We start from the raw sequence: 24384 nt of genomic DNA, 5'->3' as shown, positions 1-24384 counted from the left end.
TGTAATTTGTCAATCGTAAAATAGTAAAGAAGATGTTTCGATTTGGAGAACCTACATATTTATATTTATTGCTGCTATTACCATTTTTAGCAGCTTTCTACCTGTATTCTAATTACAAAAGAAGGAAGAATATTCGCCGTTTTGGAGACCCGGCTTTGCTGGCTCAGTTAATGCCTGACGTTTCCAAATATCGTCCAAATATTAAATTCTGGATACTTTTCGTTGCCATTGGCTTATTCTCTGTATTATTAGCACGTCCTCAATTTGGTTCTAAACTAGAAACGGTGAAGCGTAAAGGAGTGGAAGTAATCATCGCATTAGACATTTCAAACTCTATGCTTGCCCAAGATGTACAACCAAGTCGTTTGGAAAAAGCAAAAAGATTGATATCCAGATTGGTAGATGAACTTGATAATGATAAAGTCGGCATGATAGTTTTCGCCGGTGATGCTTTTACCCAACTGCCAATTACCAGTGATTATATTTCTGCTAAGATGTTTTTGGAATCTATAAACCCCTCATTAATATCTAAGCAAGGAACAGCGATTGGGGAAGCTATTAATTTGGCAACTCGTAGTTTCACTCCCCAAGAAGGAGTAGGGCGTGCAATTATTGTCATTACTGATGGTGAAAATCATGAAGGCGGTGCAGTAGAAGCTGCTAAAGCTGCTGCAGAAAAAGGCATCCAAGTAAATGTATTAGGAGTAGGTATGCCTGAAGGATCTCCTATACCAGCTGAAGGTACAAATGATTATCGGCGTGACCGGGAAGGTAATGTTATTGTTACCCGTTTAAATGAAGCGATGTGCCAGGAGATTGCCAAAGAAGGAAAAGGCATATATGTACGAGTTGATAATTCTAATTCGGCACAGAAAGCTATTAATCAGGAAGTAAACAAAATGGCAAAATCTGATGTAGAGTCAAAAGTCTACACAGAGTTTAACGAACAATTCCAAGCAATAGCCTGGATTATTTTGTTATTGCTTTTAGTAGAAATATTAATTTTGGATCGTAAAAATCCTTTATTTAAGAACGTTCATCTGTTTTCTAATAAGAAATAGTTATGCGCATGTTAAAAAGTAAATATATTCTATTCGTTGTGTTTCTGTTGTCAGCAGTCGCTGTTTCAGCTCAGAAAGCAGAACGCGATTATATCCGTAAAGGGAATCGGCTGTTTAATGACAGTATATTTGTAGATGCAGAGGTGAACTATCGAAAAGCCTTGGAAGTAAATCCCAAATCTACAGTATCCATGTATAATTTAGGAAATACGCTTTCGCAACAGCAAAAATTTCAGGATGCCATGGAACAGTATGTTTCGGCTAGCAATATAGAAAAAGATAAAATGAAACTGGCTCATATTTACCACAATATGGGAGTGCTCCTCCAAGCTGGTAAAGATTATGCCAAAGCTGTAGATGCGTATAAAATGTCGTTACGCAATAACCCTACAGATGATGAAACACGATACAACCTAGCTCTTGCACAAAAAATGCTGAAAGACCAGCAGCAGAACCAACAGAATCAAGACCAAAATCAAGATCAAAACAAAGATCAACAAAAGCAAGATCAAAATAAAGATAAACAGAACGATCAGAAGCAAGATGAAAAGAAAGATCAGCAACAACCGCCAAAATCTGAAAAACAAAACAACCAGATGTCGAAGGAAAATGCTGAACAATTACTGAATTCTGTGATGCAGGATGAAAAAGACGTGCAGGATAAAGTTAAAAAGCAACAGAAAGTTATGCAAGGTGGTCGTTTAGAAAAAGATTGGTAATATAAAGTGATGATATAAATTTCATAAGCAATGAGAAAACTGATTATTATATTGATGGCATTGATAGCATATAGCACTCAGGCGTTGGCCGACAAGGTGTCTTTTACTGCTTCTGCTCCTGACGCAGTGGTGGTAGGCGATCAATTTAGGCTGTCTTATACCGTAAGCACACAGAAAGTGAAAGACTTTCAGGCTCCGTCGATCAAGGGATTCGATGTACTAATGGGACCAAGTCGGTCACAGCAAAGTAGTACTCAAATTATAAATGGTAGTGTTACATCTACCAGTAGCATCACATTTACATATATATTAATGGCAAACACTGCCGGTGATTATACAATTGGTGGTGCTTCTATTGTAGCAGATGGCAATCAAATGGTATCAAACTCTGTAAGGATTAAAGTATTACCGCAGGATCAAAGCAACAATAGTACACAAAATTCTTCTGCGCATTCCTCGTCTAGTACAAGTGTTTCTAATCAGGACTTGTTTATCACGGCAAGTGCCAGCAAGACCAATGTATTTGAGCAGGAAGCATTTGTCCTGACATATAAAATATACACTAGAGAATCTAATTTGCAGCTTAACAATGCTAAACTCCCCGATTTCAAAGGTTTCCATTCACAGGAAATTGAAATGACAACAAATGCCAAATGGACTCCGGAACATTATCAGGGGCGTAACTACTATACAACAGTTTACCGTCAATTTGTTCTTTTTCCACAGCAATCAGGTAAACTTTATATAGACCCAGCTCAATTTCAGATGACAGTAGGAAAACCGGTACAATCGGCCGATCCTTTTGATGCATTTTTTAATGGCGGGAGTAGTGTAATTGAGATAAAGAAATCTATCGCTACCCCTAAAATAGCGATAAACGTCAATCCGCTTCCAGCCGGCAAACCAGCAGACTTTGCAGGAGGAGTGGGAGAGTTTACTATTTCGTCCTCTATCAATAGCAAAGAGTTGAAAACTAATGATGCTATTACAATTAAACTGGTTATTTCCGGTACGGGAAACTTGAAATTGATTTCCAACCCAGAAATAAAAATTCCGGATGACTTCGAAGTATACGATCCTAAAGTAGATAATCAAGTTAGATTGTCCCGGGAAGGGCTTACTGGCAATAAAGTTATTGAGTACTTGGCAATCCCTAGACATGCCGGAACATATAAGATTCCGGGAGTTTCTTTCAGTTACTTCGATATTCGTTCCAAATCATACAAAACTTTGAAAACGGAAGAGTATGTAGTGAACGTTGGGAAAGGTGCAGGAAATGCTGATCAAGTGATTGCAAACTTTACCAATAAAGAAGATTTGAAGGTATTGGGAGAAGATATACGTTACATCAAGCAGAATGAGGTATCTCTTCAACCTAGAGGAAGCTTTTTCTATGGTTCGACAACCTATTGGTTATTCTACATTATTCCGGCTCTTGCATTTGTTATCTTCTTTTTCATTTATCGCAAGACGGAAAATGCCAATATTGCTAAAGTACGGACAAAGAAAGCCAATAAAGTTGCTACCAAGCGAATGAAATTAGCTGGTAAACTACTTTCAGAAAACAAGAAAGATGCTTTTTATGATGAAGTATTAAAGGCATTATGGGGATATATTAGCGATAAGTTAAATATTCCGGTATCTCGTTTATCTAAGGATAATATCGAAGAAAAACTGAGAAATCATGGAGTGAATGAAGAACTTATCAAAGAATTCTTGAATGCACTGAATGAATGTGAGTTTGCCCGTTTTGCTCCTGGTGATGAAAATCAAGCTATGGACAAGGTTTATTCATCTTCAATAGAAGTGATAAGCAAAATGGAGAATTCAATAAAACATTAACCTAGAAGAGATTTTGTTATGAAAAAAATATTATTTCTTATATTAATATCAATGTCAATGACTTGTTTTGGACAGGATTCACAAAACATTGATTCTATACAAGTAAACGATTCTATCCATACAGGTTCTACCATTAATGCATCAGGAGATGTTACAAAAGCTGAAGGGGACTCCGCATATATAAAAGAGGATTATGCTGCAGCCATTCAAGTATATGAGACCCTACTAAAGAATGGAGAGGCTGCTGACGTTTATTATAACTTAGGAAATAGTTATTATAAAATTGGAGAAATAGCAAAAGCAGTACTCAATTATGAACGTGCCTTACTATTACAACCAGGCAATAATGACATTCGCGCTAACCTTGAAGTAGCACGTACTAAAACAATAGATAAAGTAGAACCTATTCCAGAAGTATTCTTTGTCTCCTGGACTAAGTCTTTGATAAATAGCATGAGCGTAGATGCATGGGCGACATGGGGAATTATTTCCTTTATTTTATTAATTGTCGCTCTCTATTTCTTCATATTCTCAAAACGGATTACATGGAAGAAAGCAGGTTTCATATCAGGAATCATCTTTTTGATTATTACCATATGCGCCAATCTTTTTGCTTCAGAGCAAAAAGAACACTTAATAAACCGGAATGAAGCGATAATAATGAATCCTAGTATCACAGTCAGAAGCACTCCGAGTGAAAGTGGTACTAGTCTATTTATTCTCCATGAAGGAAGAAAAGTAAGTATCAAGGATAACTCAATGAAAGAATGGAAAGAAATCCGCTTAGAGGACGGAAAAGTAGGATGGATACCCGCTTCTGCTATTGAGGTAATATAAGCTTAATGATAGATTTTATAAATTCAAGAAAAAAAGATAAGCAAATAATTTGTTTTATCTTTTTTTTTGCTTAAGTTTATAGCGTGATAAAAATCACATAGTATTAACCATTAAATTTACGAGACATGAGAACAATAACATTTAATGAACTTCGTAAGATTAAAGATTCATTGCCTAGCGGTAGCATGCATAGAATAGCAGACGAACTTGGTTTGCATGTAGACACTGTGCGAAACTTTTTCGGTGGTCATAATTTCAAGGAGGGAAAAAGTGTCGGAATACATCTTGAGCCTGGTCCGGACGGTGGACTGGTAATGCTGGATGATACGACCGTTCTTGATCGGGCTTTAAAGATATTAGATGAATTGAACATGAGTATGCAAAAAGAACAGGCTACCGAATCTGTGCAAGTTTAAAATATAGCAAAACCGAATCCCAATTGAACAAACAATTGGGATTTCTTATTTGTTCACCTTACAAAACTCGAGGAAAGGATCAAAAAGATATTGACTTGATTGGTAGTGTAACTGCCGAAGTTATCGATAGAAGCCGTACTACAGTGTTGGCTATTCCTGAGAATACACCATTCAAACAGTTTAGCGAGGTTAAACATATTGCTTTTATAACCAACTTCGATCAAAGGGACTTAATTGCATTTGAAACATTCTTCAATACTTGGAAATCATTTCATTTTTCAGTATCTTTGATACATCTTACTGAGTCCAAATACGCCATTACTTGTTATTAAGCCCTAAGATCAAATGAGATATAAAAAAGGCATTCACGATTAGGGAATAATCATTATTATGTTTAATAAACAAGAGGGGTAAATTAAAACTTTGCTCCTTTTCTTGTTTATTTACCATTCTAACTCAGCACACCTTTATAAACTTTATAAAATAAAAAGAAGGCCACTCGCAAGTAACCTTCTTTTTATTTTAATTTTGAGAAAATGATTATTTCATCAACTTATCAATTTCTTCAAATTCTGGTCCCATATTCAAGTTATAATAAACTCGATAAAGACCTTGCAACCAAAGGTCTTGTTGATCAGGTTTTAAAGCTCTAGCTTTTTCATAGAAAGGTTTAGCTTCTTCATAGAATTTCTTCACTACAGCTTGCGCTTCAGCATACTTAGGATCATTGATATCTGTTGTAGCTTTATCAGCATAATCCTGTGCTTTCATCAAATATACTAAACCTACGTTTGAATATGCTTCTGTATACTCAGGATCAGCAGCAATGGCTTTCTTGTAGTATTCGATAGCATTATCATACTCTTTCATATTATGATAAAGGTATGCTTTAACATACAAATACAACTTGTTATTAGGATCATTAGATAACATTCTATCAGCAAATTCCATTGCTTTAGAGGCTTGATTAGAACTATTATAATAGTCAACCAAGTTTGCAAAGAAATAATCGTTTCCTGGGAATTTAAGGATACCTTCTTCCAAAGACTTAATCCATGCTGCTGTATCTCCCTTAGTCTTATAAGCATCAGCCATTAACTGCATTGCAAATTTACCACCATCTTTATCAGCCAAAGCTGCGGGGGCATATTTAATGATTGCATCTTTATCACCTACTCTATCAGCAGCCAATGTTGCATAATAAGCTATTTGCGGAAGCAGAGTGTCGGTTTTAGCAATTTCTTTATCAGCCAACATCGGATAAGACGCTGATTCTACATATGTTGCAAAGAATTTCAGAGCTTCCTTATTCTTATCCAAATTGAAATACTGGATCCCACCATTAATCAAGTTAGGACGTTCAGCCAACATGCTAGAAGCGTTTGCTTTACGATATTTGTTTTTGATTTTGCCCTTTTCATTGGGAACTTGTGCCAAATCATCACATTTTGTATAGTACTCATACATTTTCAGAATACTATTGTAAACTTTCAATGTATCATACGGTTTTCTCAAAAAAGCATTTTTCATCTGCTCTTCGTTGATACGCTTCTGAATAAATCCAGCAACGTCCCATGTGTCAGCAAGATCCTTCGTTTCAGGATTCTTCATAGCTTCCTTAATAAGCTGTTCAGCCTGCTTAAAATTAGGTTTTACGTCATTGGCAATACTTTTTGCTTCTTTTACATTCTTCATCTGAGCGAATGAGAAGCTAACAGCCATCAATAAAACCATTGAAAATAATACTCTTTTCATGATTGTTGTTTGATTAATTATTAATATTATGTCTATTCCTCAATTTTATTGTTTTCATTTTCATTAACGTCCACTGAATTTTCAATATCAGCATCAGGAAAATCTGCATTCTGGTCACTTACAATAGTACCTTCTGCTTCTTCTGCCGGAATTTCATCTTCAAGACTCTCAGTCATAACCTTACATACCGAACCAATCTGGTCGTTACGTTTTTCAAGATTAATCAGACGAACACCTTGAGTAGCACGTCCCATGATACGGACATCTTCCACTTTCAAACGAATAGTAATACCAGACTTGTTGATAATCATCAAGTCGTTCTCGTCTGTTACAGACTTTATTGTTACCAGTTTACCAGTTTTTTCAGTGATATTTATGGTCTTGACCCCCTTACCGCCACGGTTAGTCTTACGGTAATCTTCGATTTCAGAACGTTTGCCATATCCCTGTTCAGAAACAACCATTACAGATTCTGTTTCCAAATCTTTAATACAAATCATTCCAACGACTTCATCCTGACCATCGTTATCCAATGTAACACCACGTACACCTGTTGCAGTACGTCCCATTACACGGACTGCTGCCTCATGGAAACGAATCGCACGACCATTACGGTTAGCAATGATAATCTCATTGTTTCCATTCGTCATACGAACTTCGATTACACTATCATCCTCACGAATAGTAATAGCATTCACACCGTTCTGACGAGGACGAGAATACTGTTCAAGCAGTGTTTTCTTTATCACACCTTTCTTTGTACAGAACAATACATAATGGCTATTAATAAATTCTGAATCTTCCAAACTCTTCACACGCAAGTATGCTGTTACATTATCATCAGAATCAATATTCAGCAAGTTTTGGATAGCGCGCCCCTTAGAATTTTTCGTTCCTTCAGGTATTTCATATACTTTTAGCCAATAGCACTTACCTTTTTGAGTAAAGAACATCATAGTATTGTGCATGGTAGCCGGATAAATATGCTCTACAAAGTCCTCATCACGGGTTTCTGTGCCCTTAGATCCTACTCCACCGCGATTTTGCGCACGGAATTCAGTCAATGGCGTACGTTTAATATATCCCATATGAGAAATAGTGATAATCATTTGATCGTCAGCGTAGAAGTCTTCCGGATTAAATTCTTCTGAAGAATAAACAATTTCAGAACGACGTTCGTCTCCATATTTTGCTTTTACTTCCAGTAATTCATCTTTCATCACTTTGCGGCACACTTCATCATCTGCCAGGATACTTTCCAAATAAGCAATCTGCTTCATTATTTCTTCGTATTCTGCATGAAGCTGCTCCTGCATCAGACCTGTCAATTGGCGCAAACGCATTTCTACAATAGCGCGAGACTGAATTTCCGTCAGGTTGAAACGCTCTATCAAGCCCGCTATGGCATCGTTGGGTGTTTTTGCAGCACGAATAATACGGATTACCTCATCAATATTATCCGAGGCAATAATCAAACCTTCAAGAATGTGTGCACGTTCTTTCGCTTTGCGGAGCTCAAACTGAGTGCGACGAATAACAACCTCGTGTCTATGTTCGATGAAATATTTAATTAAATCTCTCAGGTTCAAAGTCTTTGGACGTCCATGAACCAGAGCAACGTTGTTTACACCGAAAGATGTCTGCAAAGCTGTCATCTTATAGAGCTTATTCAACACTACACTGGCATTTGCATCACGTTTCACGTCAATAACAATACGCATACCGTCACGGTCAGACTCATCATTCGCATTTGAGATACCCTCTATTTTTTTATCATTCACAAGGTCAGCAATGTATTTAATCAATTCTGCCTTGTTCACATTATACGGAATCTCTGTCACTACAATTTTATCATGTGTCTGTCCGGTTTCTATTTCAGCTTTCGCACGCATAACCACACGTCCACGACCTGTCATATATGCTTCACGTACACCGCTTACACCATATATATATCCACCAGTAGGAAAATCTGGAGCTTTAACAAATTCCATCAACTCTTCAACTGTAATTTCCGGATTATCAATATATGCGTCACAAGCATCGATCACTTCAGAAAGATTATGAGGCGGCATATTGGTTGCCATACCGACAGCAATACCAGACGCACCATTTACCAAAAGATTTGGAATACGAGTTGGCATTACTTTAGGCTCAACCAAGGTATTATCAAAGTTAGGTTCGAAGTCAACTGTTTCCTTATACAAGTCATCCATCATTGCTTCACCTAACTTATTAAGACGAGCCTCAGTATAACGCATGGCAGCAGGGCTATCGCCATCTACTGAACCAAAGTTACCCTGTCCATCCACCAAAGGATAACGCATTGCCCATTCCTGAGCCATACGTACCATTGCAAGATAAACAGAAGAATCGCCATGTGGATGGTACTTACCAAGCACTTCACCAACAATTCTGGCTGATTTCTTATAAGGTTTATCTGAAGTATTACCCAATTCCATCATTCCGTATAAAATTCTACGGTGAACGGGCTTAAATCCATCTCTAACATCAGGAAGGGCACGTGAAACTATGACCGACATGGAGTAGTCAATGTACGATGACTTCATTTCCTCCTCGATGTTAATCTTTATAATTCTGTCTTGTTCAAGCATTTAAAATGATTATTAATTATACATTCTATGGTTTGTGAAAAACCACGCTAAAGTACTACTTTTCCCGGATATACGAAAGTTTTTAAGAAGAAAGTTTTATTAAGGACAGAACGATGACTGACTAAGCTTTAAAATACGAAAACAAAAGGAGAAAAACAATAAATATAAGATATAAAGATAGTATAACATCAGTAAAAAAGACCTGCATGTTTGTTATACCTTATATATATAATGCAAATACACCGTTTTATGGCACGCCATTTGTAGATATAAGAAATAAAGCAAATATTGCAATACAAACTTGATTTAATGCGTATATTTGCCAGTGAATAACCCTTAGAAGAAAAGGAAGAAGTATGAATAATCAATTCTCACAAAGAGTTTCCGACATTATCGTCTATAGCAAGGAAGAAGCGAACCGGTTGAGAAGTAGGTATATAGGCCCCGAACACCTGCTTCTGGGAATGCTCCGTGATGGTGAAGGAAAAGCTATTGAGATATTATCTAAACTCAACACCAATCTGACTATAATCAAGCAGCAGATTGAAGCTCAACTGAAGGCAGAAGCTGACGATATGTTACTGCCTGATGCCGAGGTGCCGTTGTCTAATGATGCGGCGAAAATATTAAAAATGTGTATTTTAGAAGCGCGTGGAATGAAAAGTAACATCGCTGATACAGAACATGTTCTGTTAGCAATTTTAAGAGAAAAAAAAAATATGGCAGCTTCCGTACTTGAAGCAAATGATATAAATTATGCAAAAGTACTGAAGCAGGCTACGTTTCAGCCTGATATAAATTCAGGAATGGGATTTACGGAAGACGATGATGAAGACGAAGAAATGTCTACTCCCCGTTCTGGCAGAGGTAGTTCCGAAGATCGTCAACAGGCACAAACCACTTCAAAAAAGCCGTCTAATAACACACCAGTACTCGATAATTTCGGTACGGATATGACAAAAACGGCAGAAGAAGACAGATTGGATCCTGTAGTCGGCAGAGAAAAAGAAATCGAACGCTTGGCTCAAATCCTGAGTCGTCGTAAAAAGAATAATCCGATTTTGATCGGCGAACCAGGTGTCGGAAAATCAGCCATTGTCGAAGGACTTGCTTTGCGAATCATTCAGAAAAAAGTATCACGGATTCTGTTTGACAAACGAGTAGTAGCCCTTGATATGACAGCTGTTGTAGCAGGAACTAAATATCGCGGGCAGTTTGAGGAACGTATTCGTTCCATACTGAATGAGTTACAGAAGAATCCGAATGTAATTTTGTTCATTGACGAAATTCATACGATTGTGGGTGCAGGTTCCGCAGCAGGCTCTATGGATGCCGCCAACATGCTGAAACCGGCATTAGCAAGAGGAGAAATACAATGTATTGGTGCCACTACCCTAGATGAGTATCGTAAGAATATAGAGAAGGATGGCGCTTTGGAGCGTCGTTTCCAAAAAGTGATAGTGGAACCCACTACTGCTGAAGAAACTCTTCAGATTCTGCGTAATATTAAGGATAAATACGAAGATCATCATAACGTATATTATACAGATGAAGCATTGGAGGCATGTGTCAAGCTGACAGGCCGCTATATCACAGACCGCAATTTCCCTGATAAGGCCATTGATGCTTTGGACGAAGCCGGTTCACGTGTACATCTGACTAATGTCAACGTCCCTAAAGAGATAGAAGAGCAGGAAAAACTGATCGAAGAAGCTAAAAACAAGAAAAATGAAGCTGTAAAATCACAGAACTTCGAACTTGCAGCCAGTTTCCGGGATAAGGAAAAAGAGCTCTCTCTCCAATTGGATGAAATGAAGAAAGAATGGGAAGCTAGCCTGAAGGAAAACAGGCAAACTGTTGATGCAGAAGAAATCGCTAATGTTATATCAATGATGTCAGGCATCCCAGTGCAACGTATGGCGCAAGCCGAGGGCATAAAGTTGGCAGGCATGAAAGAAGACTTGCAGTCTAAAGTCATTGCACAAGACACAGCCATAGAAAAACTGGTTAAAGCCATTTTGCGAAGTCGTGTAGGACTGAAAGATCCTAATAAACCGATTGGCACATTTATGTTCTTAGGTCCCACTGGAGTTGGTAAAACTCATTTGGCAAAAGAGTTGGCTAAATACATGTTTGGCTCTCCAGATGCACTGATCCGTATAGATATGAGTGAATATATGGAGAAATTCACCGTTTCACGGTTGGTCGGAGCGCCTCCGGGATATGTAGGATATGAAGAAGGTGGACAGTTGACAGAAAAAGTTCGCCGTAAACCATATTCTATCGTATTACTCGATGAAATAGAAAAAGCGCATCCGGATGTATTCAATATCTTGCTTCAAGTGATGGACGAAGGTCGTTTGACTGACAGTTATGGCAGAATGGTAGACTTCAAGAATACCGTTATTATCATGACTTCCAATATTGGAACCCGCCAGTTGAAAGACTTCGGACGAGGTGTAGGATTCGCGACACAAAGCCGTTTGGATGACAAAGAGTTTTCGCGAAGTGCAATACAAAAAGCCTTAAATAAATCATTCGCGCCTGAATTTATTAATCGTGTAGACGAAATAATAACCTTTGACCAACTCTCCCTAGAAGCTATAACAAAGATTATAGATATAGAGTTGAAAGGGTTGTATAACAGAATTGAATCTATTGGATATAAGCTCGTTATTGAAGATAAGGCAAAAGAATTCATCGCAAGCAAAGGATATGATGCACAATATGGCGCCCGTCCTTTAAAACGGGCCATCCAGACTTATTTGGAAGATGGGCTGTCCGAACTCATCATTTCTTCCTCTTTAAAAGAAGAGGATAGCATTTATGTCTCCCTTAATGAAGAAAAAAATGAATTGGAAATGAAAGTTGTTACAACAGAATAGAATTATTCTCAAAATAAGGGAAAATTTTAAATATGCCATAATGTCAGGCCTTCGGGTCTGGCATTTTTTTTGTCTCTATCTGAGCAAATATGAATTAAATTTAATCAATAGATAAACTAAAAATATACGTATTATGCAAAAAGGTAATATTGGGGTTACAACAGAAAACATTTTCCCTATCATCAAGAAGTTTTTGTACAGTGATCATGAAATTTTTCTTCGCGAGTTAGTATCCAATGCAGTAGACGCTACCCAAAAACTGAATACACTGGCTTCCATCGGCGAATTTAAAGGTGAATTAGGTGATTTGACTGTTCATGTTGAGTTAGGCAAAGACACTATTACCATCTCTGACCGTGGTATCGGTCTGACAGCAGAAGAAATTGAGAAGTACATCAATCAGATTGCGTTCTCTGGAGCTAATGACTTTCTTGAAAAGTACAAAAATGACGTGAATGCCATTATCGGACACTTTGGACTTGGTTTCTATTCCGCCTTTATGGTTGCGAAGAAAGTAGAAATAATCACTAAATCATACAGAGACGGTGCGCAAGCTGTAAAATGGACTTGTGACGGCAGTCCTGAATTCACGATTGAAGAAGTTGAAAAAGCAGATCGTGGTTCGGATATCATCTTATACATTGATGATGATTGCAAAGAATTCCTTGAAGAAGCACGTATTTCCGGACTCTTGAAGAAATATTGCAGTTTCCTTCCTGTTCCTATTGCATTTGGAAAAAAGAAAGAGTGGAAAGATGGCAAACAAGTAGAAACAACCGAAGACAATATCATCAATGATGCAACTCCTCTGTGGACTCGTAAACCTAGCGAACTGTCGGACGAGGATTACAAATCATTCTATAGCAAGTTGTATCCAATGTCTGATGAACCACTCTTTTGGATTCATTTAAATGTAGATTATCCGTTTCACTTGACTGGTATCCTCTACTTCCCAAAAGTAAAGAGCAATATTGAATTAAATAAAAATAAGATTCAATTATATTGCAATCAAGTATATGTTACAGATTCAGTTGAAGGCATTGTGCCGGACTTCCTGACTTTGTTACATGGAGTAATCGACTCACCGGATATTCCGTTGAATGTTTCCCGTTCATATTTGCAGAGCGATTCGAACGTGAAAAAGATTTCAACTTACATAACGAAAAAAGTTTCCGACCGCCTGCAATCCATCTTCAAAAATGACCGTAAGCAGTTTGAGGAGAAGTGGAATGATTTGAAAATATTTATCAATTATGGAATGCTCACACAAGAGGACTTCTATGATAAAGCACAAAAATTCGCCCTTTTCACCGATACAAATAACAAACATTACACATTTGAAGAATACCAGACCCTTATTAAAGATAATCAGACAGACAAAGATGGAAACCTTATCTATCTGTATGCTAATAATAAGGACGAACAATATAGTTACATTGAAGCTGCTACCAACAAAGGATATAATGTTTCGCTTATGGACGGGCAATTAGATGTAGCTATGGTAAGCATGCTGGAACAAAAGCTGGAAAAATCCCGCTTTACCCGTGTCGATAGTGATGTTGTTGATAACCTTATCGTTAAAGAAGACAAGAAAGGAGAAGTATTAGAAGCCGATAAGCAGGATGCTATCACAACAGCCTTCAAGAGCCAGCTTCCTAAAATGGATAAAGTCGAGTTCAATGTAATGACGCAAGCATTAGGAGAAAATTCCGCTCCGGTAATGATTACTCAAAGTGAATATATGCGTCGTATGAAAGAGATGGCAAATATTCAGGCGGGAATGAGTTTCTATGGCGAAATGCCTGATATGTTCAATTTGATACTGAATTCAGACCACAAGTTAATAAAACAGGTGTTGAGCGAAGAAGAAAGTGCTTGTCATGCTGAGGTAGCTCCGATACAATCCGAAATGGATAGTGTTAATAAGAAACGTAATGAATTGAAAGACAAACAAAAGGACAAAAAAGATGAAGATATCCCAACAGCTGAAAAAGATGAACTAAATGAGTTGGATAAAAAATGGGATGATTTGAAGAGTAAGAAAGAAGCTATCTTCATTGGCTATGCCGGCAACAACAAAGTAATACGTCAACTTATTGATTTGGCTTTATTGCAAAATAATATGTTGAGAGGTGAAGCATTGAACAACTTTGTAAAACGCAGCATTGAACTGATTTAAAATCGCCCCTTTAAATACATTGCATAACTCAAAAAGAGCATTCAACGTTAAACATACGTTGTAATGCTCTTTTTCATTTTAAAACGACCGGCAAAATATCGATAAATTGAAAAGTATTGTATATATTTGAACACTTAATAAACAGAAATAGCAATTGCTTGATTCAGGTTATGAGAAAAATTCTTTTAGGGTTAATTACTTTATGGCTGGCCATCCCTGCTATCCACGCTCAGAAAGTGGGACTTGTATTAAGCGGTGGCGGTGCAAAAGGATTGACACATATCGGTATTATTCGCGCTTTGGAAGAAAACAATATCCCCATTGACTACATTGCGGGGACTTCTATGGGGGCCATCGTCGGCTCCTTATACGCCATGGGATACTCCCCTGATGATATGGTGGAACTCCTAAAATCCGAAGATTTCAAACGATGGTATTCCGGAGAAGTGGAAGAAAAATATGTATATCATTTCAAAAAAAATCTCCCCACTCCTGAGTTCTTCAATATACGTTTTTCATTCAAGGATTCGCTAAAAAACCTGAAACCTCAGTTTCTGCCCACCAGTGTGGTAAATCCGATCCAGATGAATCTTGTTTTTGTAGACCTGTATGCACGCGCCACAGCTGCTTGCAAAGGAGATTTTGATAAGCTTTTCGTACCTTTTCGCTGTATTGCGTCCGATGTGTACAATAAAAAGCAATTAATAATGAGAAATGGAGACTTGGGAGACGCAGTCAGAGCTTCAATGAGTTTCCCATTCATGTTTAAACCTATTGAGATAGACAATGTATTAGCTTATGATGGTGGGATTTATAATAATTTTCCCACAGATGTCATGAAAGACGATTTCCATCCGGACATTATTATAGGAAGTGTCGTTTCAACCAACCCTACCAAGCCTAAAGAAGATGACCTTATGAGCCAAATAGAAAATATGGTGATGCAAAAAACCGATTATTCTATTCCTGACTCAGTGGGGATTTCAATGACATTCAAATATGACAATGTTAATCTTATGGATTTCCAACGTATTGATGAACTGCATGATATAGGATACAATCGCACCATCAGCATGATGGACTCAATCAAAAGTCGCATCCATCGATGTGTCAACTTTGATAATATACGTTTAAGAAGAATGGTGTACCGAAGTAATTTTCCCGAATTGCGCTTCAAGAATATCATTATTGACGGAGCTAATCCCCAACAACAAGCTTATATTAAAAAAGAATTTCATAAATCAGACAACAAAAAATTCACCTATGAGGATTTAAAGCAGGGATATTTCAGATTACTTTCGGATAAAATGATTTCTGAAATCATCCCTCATGCTATTTACAATCCTGAAGATGACACTTACGACCTTCATTTAAAAGTTAAACTAGAGAAAAACTTCGCTGTAAGACTGGGTGGCAATATATCCACTTCCAATTCCAATCAAATTTATTTAGGACTGAGCTACCAGGACTTAAACTACTATGCCAAGGAGTTTATTCTTGATGGACAACTTGGTAAGGTGTACAACAATGTCCAATTTATGGCAAAGATAGACTTTGCCACAGCTATTCCTACATCGTATCGCCTTATAGGTTCAATAAGTACTTTCGACTATTTTAAAAAAGACAAGCTCTTCTCAAGAAATGATAAACCTGCCTTCAATCAAAAAGACGAACGATTTTTGAAATTGCAGGTAGGTCTGCCTTTTCTTTCGAGCAAGCGAGCTGAATTTGGAATAGGAATTGCTAAAATAGAGGATAAGTATTTCCAGAAAAGCGTTATTGACTTTGGAAATGACAAATTCGACAAAAGCCGTTATGATTTATTTGGTGGTTCAATCAGTTTTAACGGAAGCACACTGAACTCTCGACAATATCCGACACGTGGATACAGAGAGGCTCTTGTTGCTCAAATTTTCGCAGGAAGAGAGCGTTTCTATCCAGGTGAAGGGAATACCGCTGAGGGAAGCAATAAAGAACATCATTCCTGGTTGCAATTATCCTACATGAAAGAGAAATATCATAATATGAGTGAACATTGGGTACTGGGATGGTACTTAAAGGCATTGTATGCGTCTAAGAACTTCTCAGAAAACTATACAGCAACAATGATGCAAGCTGGAGAATTTTCTCCTACACTGCACAGTAAAATGACCTATAATGAAGCATTTCGCGCTAATCAATTCGTAAGCGCCGGAATTCGCCCTGTTTATCGTTTAAACCAAATGTTCCATCTGCGAGGAGAATTTTATGGCTTTATGCCTATATATCCGATTGAAAGAAATTCGCTAAATAAAGCATACTATGGAAAAGCTTTCTCTAAATTCGAATATTTAGGAGAAATTTCTGTTGTGTGCCAACTGCCGTTTGGAGACATTTCCGCATATGTAAATCATTATAGCTCACCGAAAAGAGAGTGGAATGTCGGATTAAGCATAGGTTGGCAACTATTCAATTGTCGGTTCATAGAATAATTTTTCTACAAAAAAAAACATTGAAACGCTTGCTATTTCGGGAAAAGTCCGTATCTTTGCACCCGTTAAAACAAAACAATGGTCGCGTAGCTCAACTGAATAGAGTAGCTGACTACGGATCAGCCGGTTACAGGTTTGAATCCTGTCGCGATCACATATTTTGTTTAACAAAAAGGCCGCGTAGCTCAACTGAATAGAGTAGCTGACTACGGATCAGCCGGTTACAGGTTTGAATCCTGTCGCGGTCACTAAAGAAAATACGTATTGGGTCGCGTAGCTCAACTGAATAGAGTAGCTGACTACGGATCAGCCGGTTACAGGTTTGAATCCTGTCGCGATCACAAAATCCTCTGCATTTATTTGTAGAGGATTTTTTATTCCCCCATTTCATCGAAGAATTCAGGGGTAGCCCATTTTGACACCCTCATCGGCTTGGGTCGAAAATATTATTATTTTTTCTGGGGCAGAATATCAAGAATAAGGGAAGCTCAAAGGCTTCCCTTATTAAAGAAATAAAAAATACGTTTAATTCGTCAAGGATTAATATTTAAATCAGCATTTTATATTCAATTCATTCAAAATCTTACGTATTGCTTCAAATGTAGTAATACGGGTAGGAACCAGTGGTAATCGAAGTTTATTTTCAATCATTCCCATAGCGTTCAACATTGATTTTACTCCAGCAGGATTTCCATCTACAAATAACAGATTGAATAATTCAGTGAATCTGTGATGAATAGTCAGTGCATTAGCAAAATCTCCTTGAAGTGCCAAACGAGTCATACGGCTAAACTCACGGGGAAAAGCATTACCGATAACCGAAATAACGCCAACAGCCCCCAAAGTTATAAGAGGGAAAGTAATACCATCATCACCGGAGATTACATTGAAGTTTTCCGGCTTATTCTTGATGATATCATCCATTTGCGTGATGTTACCGGATGCTTCTTTTATAGCAATTACATTATCGAAATCACGTGCAATACGCAAAGTAGTCTCAGCGGTCATATTTACACCCGTACGCCCCGGAACATTATACAGCACGATAGGAAGCTCGGTTGCTTCGGCAATAGCCTTATAATGCTGGTAAATACCTTCCTGTGAAGGCTTGTTATAATATGGCACAACAGACAATATAGCGTCAACCCCCGTGAAATCATCGTTTTTCAATGTTTCTACAATAGCACGAGTATTATTACCACCTACACCCAACAGAATAGGAATCCTTCCATTAACGCGGTCAATCACCATCTTTTTTATGGTTTTCTTTTCTTCCTCAGTAAGAGTTGGTGTTTCGGCTGTAGTTCCCAGCACACACAAAAAATCCGCATTATTCTGTAATAGATAGTCCACCATGCGCATCAATGCGTCATAGTCAACGCTCTCATCCTCTTTGAAAGGAGTAATCAGTGCTACCCCCATTCCTTTCAATTTAGTCTGTATCATGAGTTTTAATTATAATCTCTAATTTATTAAGCCGCAAAAGTACGAATATTTTTCTTATCTTACGATATAAGTTTCAGAAATTCTTCTTCGCTTAGTATGGTTATTCCCAGTTTTTTCGCTTTTTCCAGTTTCGCAGGCCCCATATTATCTCCAGCAAGTATGAAACTTGTTTTTGCAGAAATACTTCCTACGTTTTTGCCACCGTTTTTCTCGATAATCTCCTTATATTCGTCACGAGAATGATGAGTAAACACACCACTGATAACGATAGACTTGCCTGCCAACTTATCCGTATATCCACTTAAATCTTCCTCAGTACGATAAAGCTGTAATCCGGCATCCCTCAGTCGCCCGACTAACTCACGATTAGACTCATTCTCAAAATACAAAAGGATGCTCTGCGCTATTTTTTCTCCGATTTCATCGATACTAATCAACCTTTCAAGATCCGCCTGCTGCAATTCATCTATATTTTCAAACGACTTTGCAATCTTCTTCGCCACAGTCTCACCAACAAAGCGAATTCCTAAAGCAAAGATCACACGCTCAAAAGGAACTGTCTTACTTTGAGCAATTCCTGTTATAATATTCTCTGCCGATTTTTCTCCCATACGCTCCAATCCCTTAATATCATCAGTTGTGAGATTATACAAATCGGCTGTATTTTTGATTAATCCCAAACGATAGAACATATCTACCGTTTCCGGACCTAATCCATCAATATTCATAGCCTTACGGCTGATAAAATGCTCTATTTTACCTTTATTCTGAGGAGGACATGCCGTTTCATTTGGACAGTAGTGAGCGGCTTCTCCCTCATACCTGACTAATTTACTGCCACATTCGGGACAATTAGTGATAAACCGGACTTTCTCGCCAAGCATAAAACTGCGTGCGTCCTTATCCACACCTGTGATTTTGGGAATAATTTCACCCCCTTTTTCCACATAAACCATGTCCCCAATATGCAAATCAAGTCCTTCGATAATATCTGCATTATGTAAAGACGCACGTTTCACAACTGTTCCTGAAAGCTGCACAGGATCCAAATTCGCCACAGGAGTGACAGCACCGGTTCTACCCACTTGATAAGTCACTTTATTCAAGCGCGTCAAAGCACGTTCGGCTTGAAACTTATATGCAATAGCCCATCGAGGAGATTTAGCCGTAAATCCCAGATTTTTCTGTTGCCGCAGACTATTTACCTTTAAAACAATTCCGTCTGTAGCAACCGGTAGATTCTTGCGCTCTACATCCCAGTAGTTGATAAACTCAAAAACCTCTTCCAATGTCTGGCATTTACGGGTCAAATCAGATATTTTAAAGCCCCATTTCGCGGCTTCCTGAAGATTTTCATAATGTCCGTCACAAGGCAGATTATCTCCCAGCAGATAATACAAATACGCATCCAGTTTACGGGAAGCCACAATGGAAGAATTCTGCAATTTCAATGTGCCGGAAGCCGCGTTTCTCGGATTAGCAAAAAGCGGCTCTTCGCGCGCTTCTTTCTCACGGTTCAATTCTTCAAACACTTCCCATGGCATAAGAATTTCCCCACGAATTTCAAAAACGGCAGGATAATTGTCACCATGAAGCACAAGTGGGATAGAACGGATTGTTTTTACATTATCCGTCACATCATCTCCTTTCTCACCATCGCCACGGGTAACGGCACGAATCAATTTTCCATCTTCATAAGTCAAAGAAATTGAAGTACCATCATATTTCATTTCACAGCAAATTTCAAAATCCTCATTGAGCGCCTTACGGACGCGCTCATAAAAGTCCGTCACTTCCGCTTCCGAATATGTATTGGCCAATGACAGCATCGGATATTTATGCGCTACCTGCGTAAAATTCTTATTCAAGTCACTCCCCACACGCATGGTAGGTGAGTTTTCGTCTTTATATTCCGGATGTGCCTGCTCCAAATCCTGAAGTTCACGCATCTTGTCATCAAACTCCTTATCCGATATTTCGGGAGCATTCAACACATAATAATTATAATTATGCCGATGAAGTTCGGCACGCAATTCCTCTATTTTTTCCTTTATATCCATATTTCTTCGATTGTTTAAGGCAAAAATACAGGTTTATCTTTGAATATTTGTACTTTTGCGAAAAATTAAAGATTATGCGTATTGATATTATAACAGTTTTACCCGAGATGATTGAAGGTTTCTTCAATTGTTCTATTATGAAACGGGCTCAGAATAAGGGACTTGCAGAAATACATATTCACAATCTGCGCGACTATACCGAAGATAAATACCGTCGTGTCGATGATTACCCTTTTGGCGGTTTTGCCGGAATGGTTATGAAAATAGAACCCATCGAGCGTTGTATCAACACTCTCAAGGCAGAGCGGGAGTATGACGAAGTAATCTTCACAACCCCCGACGGAGAACAATTCAACCAACCAATGGCCAACAGCCTTTCCTTAGCGCAAAACCTTATTATACTTTGCGGACATTTCAAAGGGATTGATTATCGCATCCGCGAACATCTAATCACCAAAGAAATAAGTATCGGAGATTATGTCTTGACAGGTGGCGAACTAGCCGCAGCGGTCATGGCTGATGCTATCGTGCGTATCATTCCCGGAGTTATCTCTGACGAACAATCCGCACTTTCCGATTCTTTCCAGGACAACTTGCTGGCAGCACCGGTATATACACGCCCTGCTGATTATAAAGGGTGGAAAGTCCCCGATATTCTATTGTCCGGTCACGAAGCAAAGATTAAAGAATGGGAGTTGCAACAGTCCTTGGAACGTACCAGAAAACTTCGCCCTGACTTATTAGATGAATAAAAACAGAATGGTAAATAAAAACAGAATGTAAATAAAAACGACGGTGATGATTTGCTTATTTCTCACCGTCGTTTTTATTATGTCCATCGCTTGAAAACTTCACTTGCCATTCTTTCCCCCTAACGAAAATTTCTTTTCAACCATTATCTTTCGGGCTGATTCCATCCTTCGATATTCAGAAAGAAAATAGCATTTTTCTAGCTAATTCCATGCGAATGGTTATTGTAAGTTTATCATTATACCTCAAGCGCACCAATAATATCCTTCACTGACTTATATCCGTGTCTATCTAAGTAATTATTTATACCATCTTCAACTTTGACAGTAACAGCCGGATCTATGAAATTTGCCGTACCAATCTGGATAGCAGATGCACCTGCAAGCATAAACTCAACCGCATCTTTCCAATCCATAATACCACCCAAACCAATGACAGGAATATTTACCGATTTAGCAACTTGCCATACCATACGTAATGCGATAGGTTTGACGGCAGCTCCAGACATTCCGCCTGTTACAGTCGACAAAATAGGGCGTCTACGCTCCGCATCAATAGCCATTCCCAGCAATGTATTGATTAATGACACACTATCTGCACCACTTTCTTCCGCTGCGCGCGCTATTTCAGTGATATCAGTGACATTCGGAGAGAGTTTTACGATAAGTGTCTTTTTGTAAGCAGCACGCACCGCTTTCACCACTTCTGACGCACCTTTTGCTGACACACCAAAAGCCATACCACCTTGCTTCACATTAGGACAAGAGATATTTAGTTCTATGGCAGGAATTTTGTCAAGTTCATTAATAATTTCGGCTGTTTTCACATAATCCTCGATAGCAGACCCCGAAACGTTTACAATCATATTCGTTTGTATGTCTTTTATGCGGGGATATATATGCTCTACAAAGTAGTCAACACCCTTATTCTGCAGTCCTACAGCGTTTAACATACCCGAAGGAGTTTCGGCCATACGCGGATAAGGATTTCCTTCACGTTTGTGAAGAGTAGTCCCTTTTACAATAATACCGCCTATTCGCGCTATATCAATGAAATCTGAGAACTCTTCACCATATCCAAATGTACCGGATGCTGTCATCACCGGATTCTTCATTTGTAATTCACCAATATTTACACTTAAATCTGCCATAGTAGTTTATTTATATTAAAAACAGGGCCCTCTTTACACACACACAAGTGACCTTCTGTCGTATTTTCCACACAACATAAGCATGCTCCGATACCACAAGCCATTGTATTTTCCAAAGAGACTTCACATTCTATCTGATTACTTTTGGCATATTTTGCCACCGCCATCATCATAGGTTTAGGACCACATGTGTAAATCTGCTCGAATCGTACCTTATTTAGTATAGAATGTTGGGTGACATATCCTTTTTCTCCATGACTGCCATCTTCCGTAGTAGTGTACACTTCACCATATTTAGCAAACTCCTCCAGTTGCAACAAGTCCTTATCGCTACGTGCCCCTAAAAGGAATGTAGGTTTATGACCATTTTTGACTAATTGTTCACCCAAATATAGCATAGGAGCCGTACCGACACCACCACCAACTAACAAAAGCTTATCAGAAGGCATCTGAGGCATCGTGTAGCCATTTCCCAATGGAAGTATGGTATTGATTACATCACCTGGCTTTATCTCTGCCAAGCGCCTTGTTCCGTCTCCAACCAATTGGATCAGAAACCATACTTCATTTCGTTGTTTATCGACAAAATTAATAGAAATAGGGCGACGCAGAAATGTGGTAAGCGATCCGTCCACCCGGAGTTCGGCAAACTGCCCTGGTAACATTTCGGGCAGTAACGATTGAGAGGTCAGTTTCAGCAATACATAATTGGCATGCAGTCTGATATTCTCAGTAACCGTCAAATCTAAAATAAATTTCTTCATGTATTGGATATAAAAAATATAAATTCGTATTCCGGGTGCAAAGATACAGGAATTTGCCCAAACCTGCGATTTTACCACTTATTTTTCAGGTCTAAACGTTTCATATGTATTATCATCGAAGAAAATTCTTATTTCAGTAATTTTCCTAGCAGGCTTTTCTATATATCTAATCTCCTGTTTTACAATCTCTTTAGGAGCATTTTCGGTACTTCTTAAAGCCATTTCCTTGCGATTTTCCAAAGTAATCGTCTCTTTGGACGGATTTACAGGATTCTCATCAAACAAAGAAGGTTGATAATCACCATTAGATGAAGTCAATGAGGATTCTTCAGTAGAAGTCAACATTTCACCTCTTCCATATAGCAACCATTCAAGATTTACGTAGTTATAAGTCTGATGTACTTTCATCACCACTTCCAGACTTGGTTTATTCCTATCATTTAAAATATGAGAAAGAGTAGACTGCTGAACTCCGATCGTTTCAGCAAAAACCCTGGGGGGAACTTTCTCCCTCTCCATAATCATTCTGATTCTGTCTTTTATTTCCATACTACCTTTATTGAGTCACAATTGTATGCACTAAATAGTGATTTCACAAAAATACATATAAATATAATCACTTTACAAAGATATATATTATGCTTCACAAAAACAAATCACAGATATAAAAATACAAATATCACAAATGTATTTACCTATTCACTATTCTAATATTACGTTTGTGCAATGAATAAAATCTTATATTGGTATGATAATATTTTATATTTAATAAAACACTATTATACATCTGATAATAAAAAGGTTATCATCAATATCTTACTTTAAAAATGAGAAGGTTTACAAAAGTATCGGATACATAAACCATTGATTTACAGTAAAGAGTCAAATAAATAGTATATATATCTGATATTCATAATAATAACATGTAAAAAATTGAATGTTAAACACCCTCCTACTACATTTATATATTGGTAATTTATTTATGTAAACTCAATACTATACATATGTAAATCAGTAACACATATTACATATATCATACGTTTACACTTGTATTAATCACAAATATACAATCACAAATACACAAACGTAAATATAAGAAGTTGCAGTTGCAATAAAATAAAGGATAAACTCTATTATTTACGAATGTATTTTGAGATATTATCAAATTATCTTTTACATTTCACTATAAAACTAGGAATCCTTGCAATATTTCCGGCCATTTACCCGATTCGCTGTTTTTTTTCAATTCTAGAAGGGCTATTTTAAGCATAACAAACTGAAATACAACTAAATACCGTATATTTTTCAATTACGTTATTTAGTTGAAATAGAAAAATGGCGCTAACACTCTTTTACTAATGAGGGTGTGTCAAAAGCTCAAAAACGCCCTCAATATAAATCAAAACTCGCAACTTTAGTGAAATACACTTAAGCTGC

The 24384-nt window shown here is 37.8% G+C and carries 16 protein-coding genes, 3 tRNA genes and 1 pseudogene; 13 read left to right on the top strand and 7 right to left on the bottom strand.

Annotated features, from left to right (window positions below):
- The first annotated feature begins 32 nt into the window (after window positions 1–32).
- The 6 genes and pseudogenes from NSB03_RS12035 to NSB03_RS12010 all read left to right on the top strand — a co-directional run.
- A complete protein-coding gene (locus NSB03_RS12035; RefSeq protein WP_024987709.1) occupies window positions 33–1061 on the top strand; it encodes a VWA domain-containing protein in 1029 nt (342 codons plus the stop codon).
- A gap of 8 nt (window positions 1062–1069) precedes the next feature.
- The gene (locus NSB03_RS12030; protein WP_024987708.1) at window positions 1070–1780 is read left to right on the top strand and encodes a tetratricopeptide repeat protein; all 711 of its coding nucleotides are present in this window, start codon (window positions 1070–1072) and stop codon (window positions 1778–1780) included.
- A 30-nt stretch (window positions 1781–1810) separates the two neighbouring features.
- Entirely contained in the window at window positions 1811–3622 is a 1812-nt protein-coding gene (locus NSB03_RS12025) for a BatD family protein (protein ID WP_024987707.1), read from the top strand.
- An 18-nt stretch (window positions 3623–3640) separates the two neighbouring features.
- On the top strand, window positions 3641–4459 hold the full coding sequence (locus NSB03_RS12020) for a tetratricopeptide repeat protein (RefSeq protein WP_024987706.1): 819 nt from the start codon (window positions 3641–3643) through the stop codon (window positions 4457–4459).
- A gap of 125 nt (window positions 4460–4584) precedes the next feature.
- Entirely contained in the window at window positions 4585–4875 is a 291-nt protein-coding gene (locus tag NSB03_RS12015; RefSeq protein ID WP_004295969.1) for a hypothetical protein, read from the top strand.
- A gap of 65 nt (window positions 4876–4940) precedes the next feature.
- A pseudogene (locus tag NSB03_RS12010) lies at window positions 4941–5186 on the top strand (universal stress protein); the annotation flags it as partial.
- Between the two features lie 229 nt (window positions 5187–5415).
- Here NSB03_RS12010 and NSB03_RS12005 read toward each other — a convergent pair.
- Both NSB03_RS12005 and gyrA read right to left on the bottom strand, forming a co-directional pair.
- Entirely contained in the window at window positions 5416–6630 is a 1215-nt protein-coding gene (locus NSB03_RS12005) for a tetratricopeptide repeat protein (RefSeq protein WP_024987704.1), read from the bottom strand.
- A gap of 32 nt (window positions 6631–6662) precedes the next feature.
- The gene (gene gyrA / locus NSB03_RS12000; RefSeq protein WP_024987703.1) at window positions 6663–9242 is read right to left on the bottom strand and encodes a DNA gyrase subunit A; all 2580 of its coding nucleotides are present in this window, start codon (window positions 9240–9242) and stop codon (window positions 6663–6665) included.
- Between the two features lie 356 nt (window positions 9243–9598).
- On the opposite strand from gyrA, the gene NSB03_RS11995 reads away from it, so the two are divergent.
- From NSB03_RS11995 to NSB03_RS11970, 6 genes are all read left to right on the top strand, one after another.
- Window positions 9599–12127, top strand: coding sequence for an ATP-dependent Clp protease ATP-binding subunit (locus NSB03_RS11995; RefSeq protein ID WP_257466409.1), 2529 nt, complete (start codon window positions 9599–9601; stop codon window positions 12125–12127).
- Window positions 12128–12260: 133 nt separating this feature from the next.
- Window positions 12261–14306, top strand: a complete 2046-nt coding sequence (gene htpG, locus NSB03_RS11990; RefSeq protein WP_024987702.1) for a molecular chaperone HtpG — start codon at window positions 12261–12263, stop codon at window positions 14304–14306.
- Between the two features lie 170 nt (window positions 14307–14476).
- On the top strand, window positions 14477–16777 hold the full coding sequence (locus NSB03_RS11985; RefSeq protein WP_024987701.1) for a patatin-like phospholipase family protein: 2301 nt from the start codon (window positions 14477–14479) through the stop codon (window positions 16775–16777).
- A gap of 80 nt (window positions 16778–16857) precedes the next feature.
- Window positions 16858–16931: transfer RNA gene (locus NSB03_RS11980), tRNA-Arg, on the top strand.
- A gap of 20 nt (window positions 16932–16951) precedes the next feature.
- A tRNA-Arg gene (locus NSB03_RS11975) sits at window positions 16952–17025 on the top strand.
- 19 nt (window positions 17026–17044) lie between these two features.
- Window positions 17045–17118 (top strand) — tRNA-Arg (locus NSB03_RS11970).
- 211 nt (window positions 17119–17329) lie between these two features.
- Here NSB03_RS11970 and dapA read toward each other — a convergent pair.
- On the bottom strand, window positions 17330–18223 hold the full coding sequence (gene dapA / locus NSB03_RS11965) for a 4-hydroxy-tetrahydrodipicolinate synthase (protein ID WP_024988709.1): 894 nt from the start codon (window positions 18221–18223) through the stop codon (window positions 17330–17332).
- A 59-nt stretch (window positions 18224–18282) separates the two neighbouring features.
- Window positions 18283–20283, bottom strand: coding sequence for an NAD-dependent DNA ligase LigA (gene ligA, locus NSB03_RS11960; RefSeq protein WP_024988710.1), 2001 nt, complete (start codon window positions 20281–20283; stop codon window positions 18283–18285).
- 74 nt (window positions 20284–20357) lie between these two features.
- Between ligA and trmD the strand changes: the two genes are divergently transcribed.
- On the top strand, window positions 20358–21035 hold the full coding sequence (gene trmD / locus NSB03_RS11955) for a tRNA (guanosine(37)-N1)-methyltransferase TrmD (protein WP_024988711.1): 678 nt from the start codon (window positions 20358–20360) through the stop codon (window positions 21033–21035).
- 236 nt (window positions 21036–21271) lie between these two features.
- On the opposite strand, the gene NSB03_RS11950 is transcribed toward trmD, so the two are convergent.
- The 3 genes from NSB03_RS11950 to NSB03_RS11940 form a co-directional block, all read right to left on the bottom strand.
- On the bottom strand, window positions 21272–22183 hold the full coding sequence (locus NSB03_RS11950) for a dihydroorotate dehydrogenase (RefSeq protein ID WP_024988712.1): 912 nt from the start codon (window positions 22181–22183) through the stop codon (window positions 21272–21274).
- Window positions 22171–22947, bottom strand: coding sequence for a dihydroorotate dehydrogenase electron transfer subunit (locus NSB03_RS11945; protein ID WP_024988713.1), 777 nt, complete (start codon window positions 22945–22947; stop codon window positions 22171–22173). The genes NSB03_RS11950 and NSB03_RS11945 overlap by 13 nt, the downstream gene beginning before the upstream one ends.
- A gap of 78 nt (window positions 22948–23025) precedes the next feature.
- Window positions 23026–23496: a helix-turn-helix domain-containing protein gene (locus NSB03_RS11940; protein WP_024988714.1), complete on the bottom strand. Its 471-nt coding sequence runs from the start codon at window positions 23494–23496 to the stop codon at window positions 23026–23028.
- Window positions 23497–24384: the final 888 nt, after the last annotated feature.

Origin of the sequence: Bacteroides acidifaciens (assembly GCF_024623065.1) — a bacterium.
Lineage (GTDB): Bacteria > Bacteroidota > Bacteroidia > Bacteroidales > Bacteroidaceae > Bacteroides > Bacteroides acidifaciens.
This window is presented reverse-complemented; position numbering and strand designations above follow the sequence as displayed.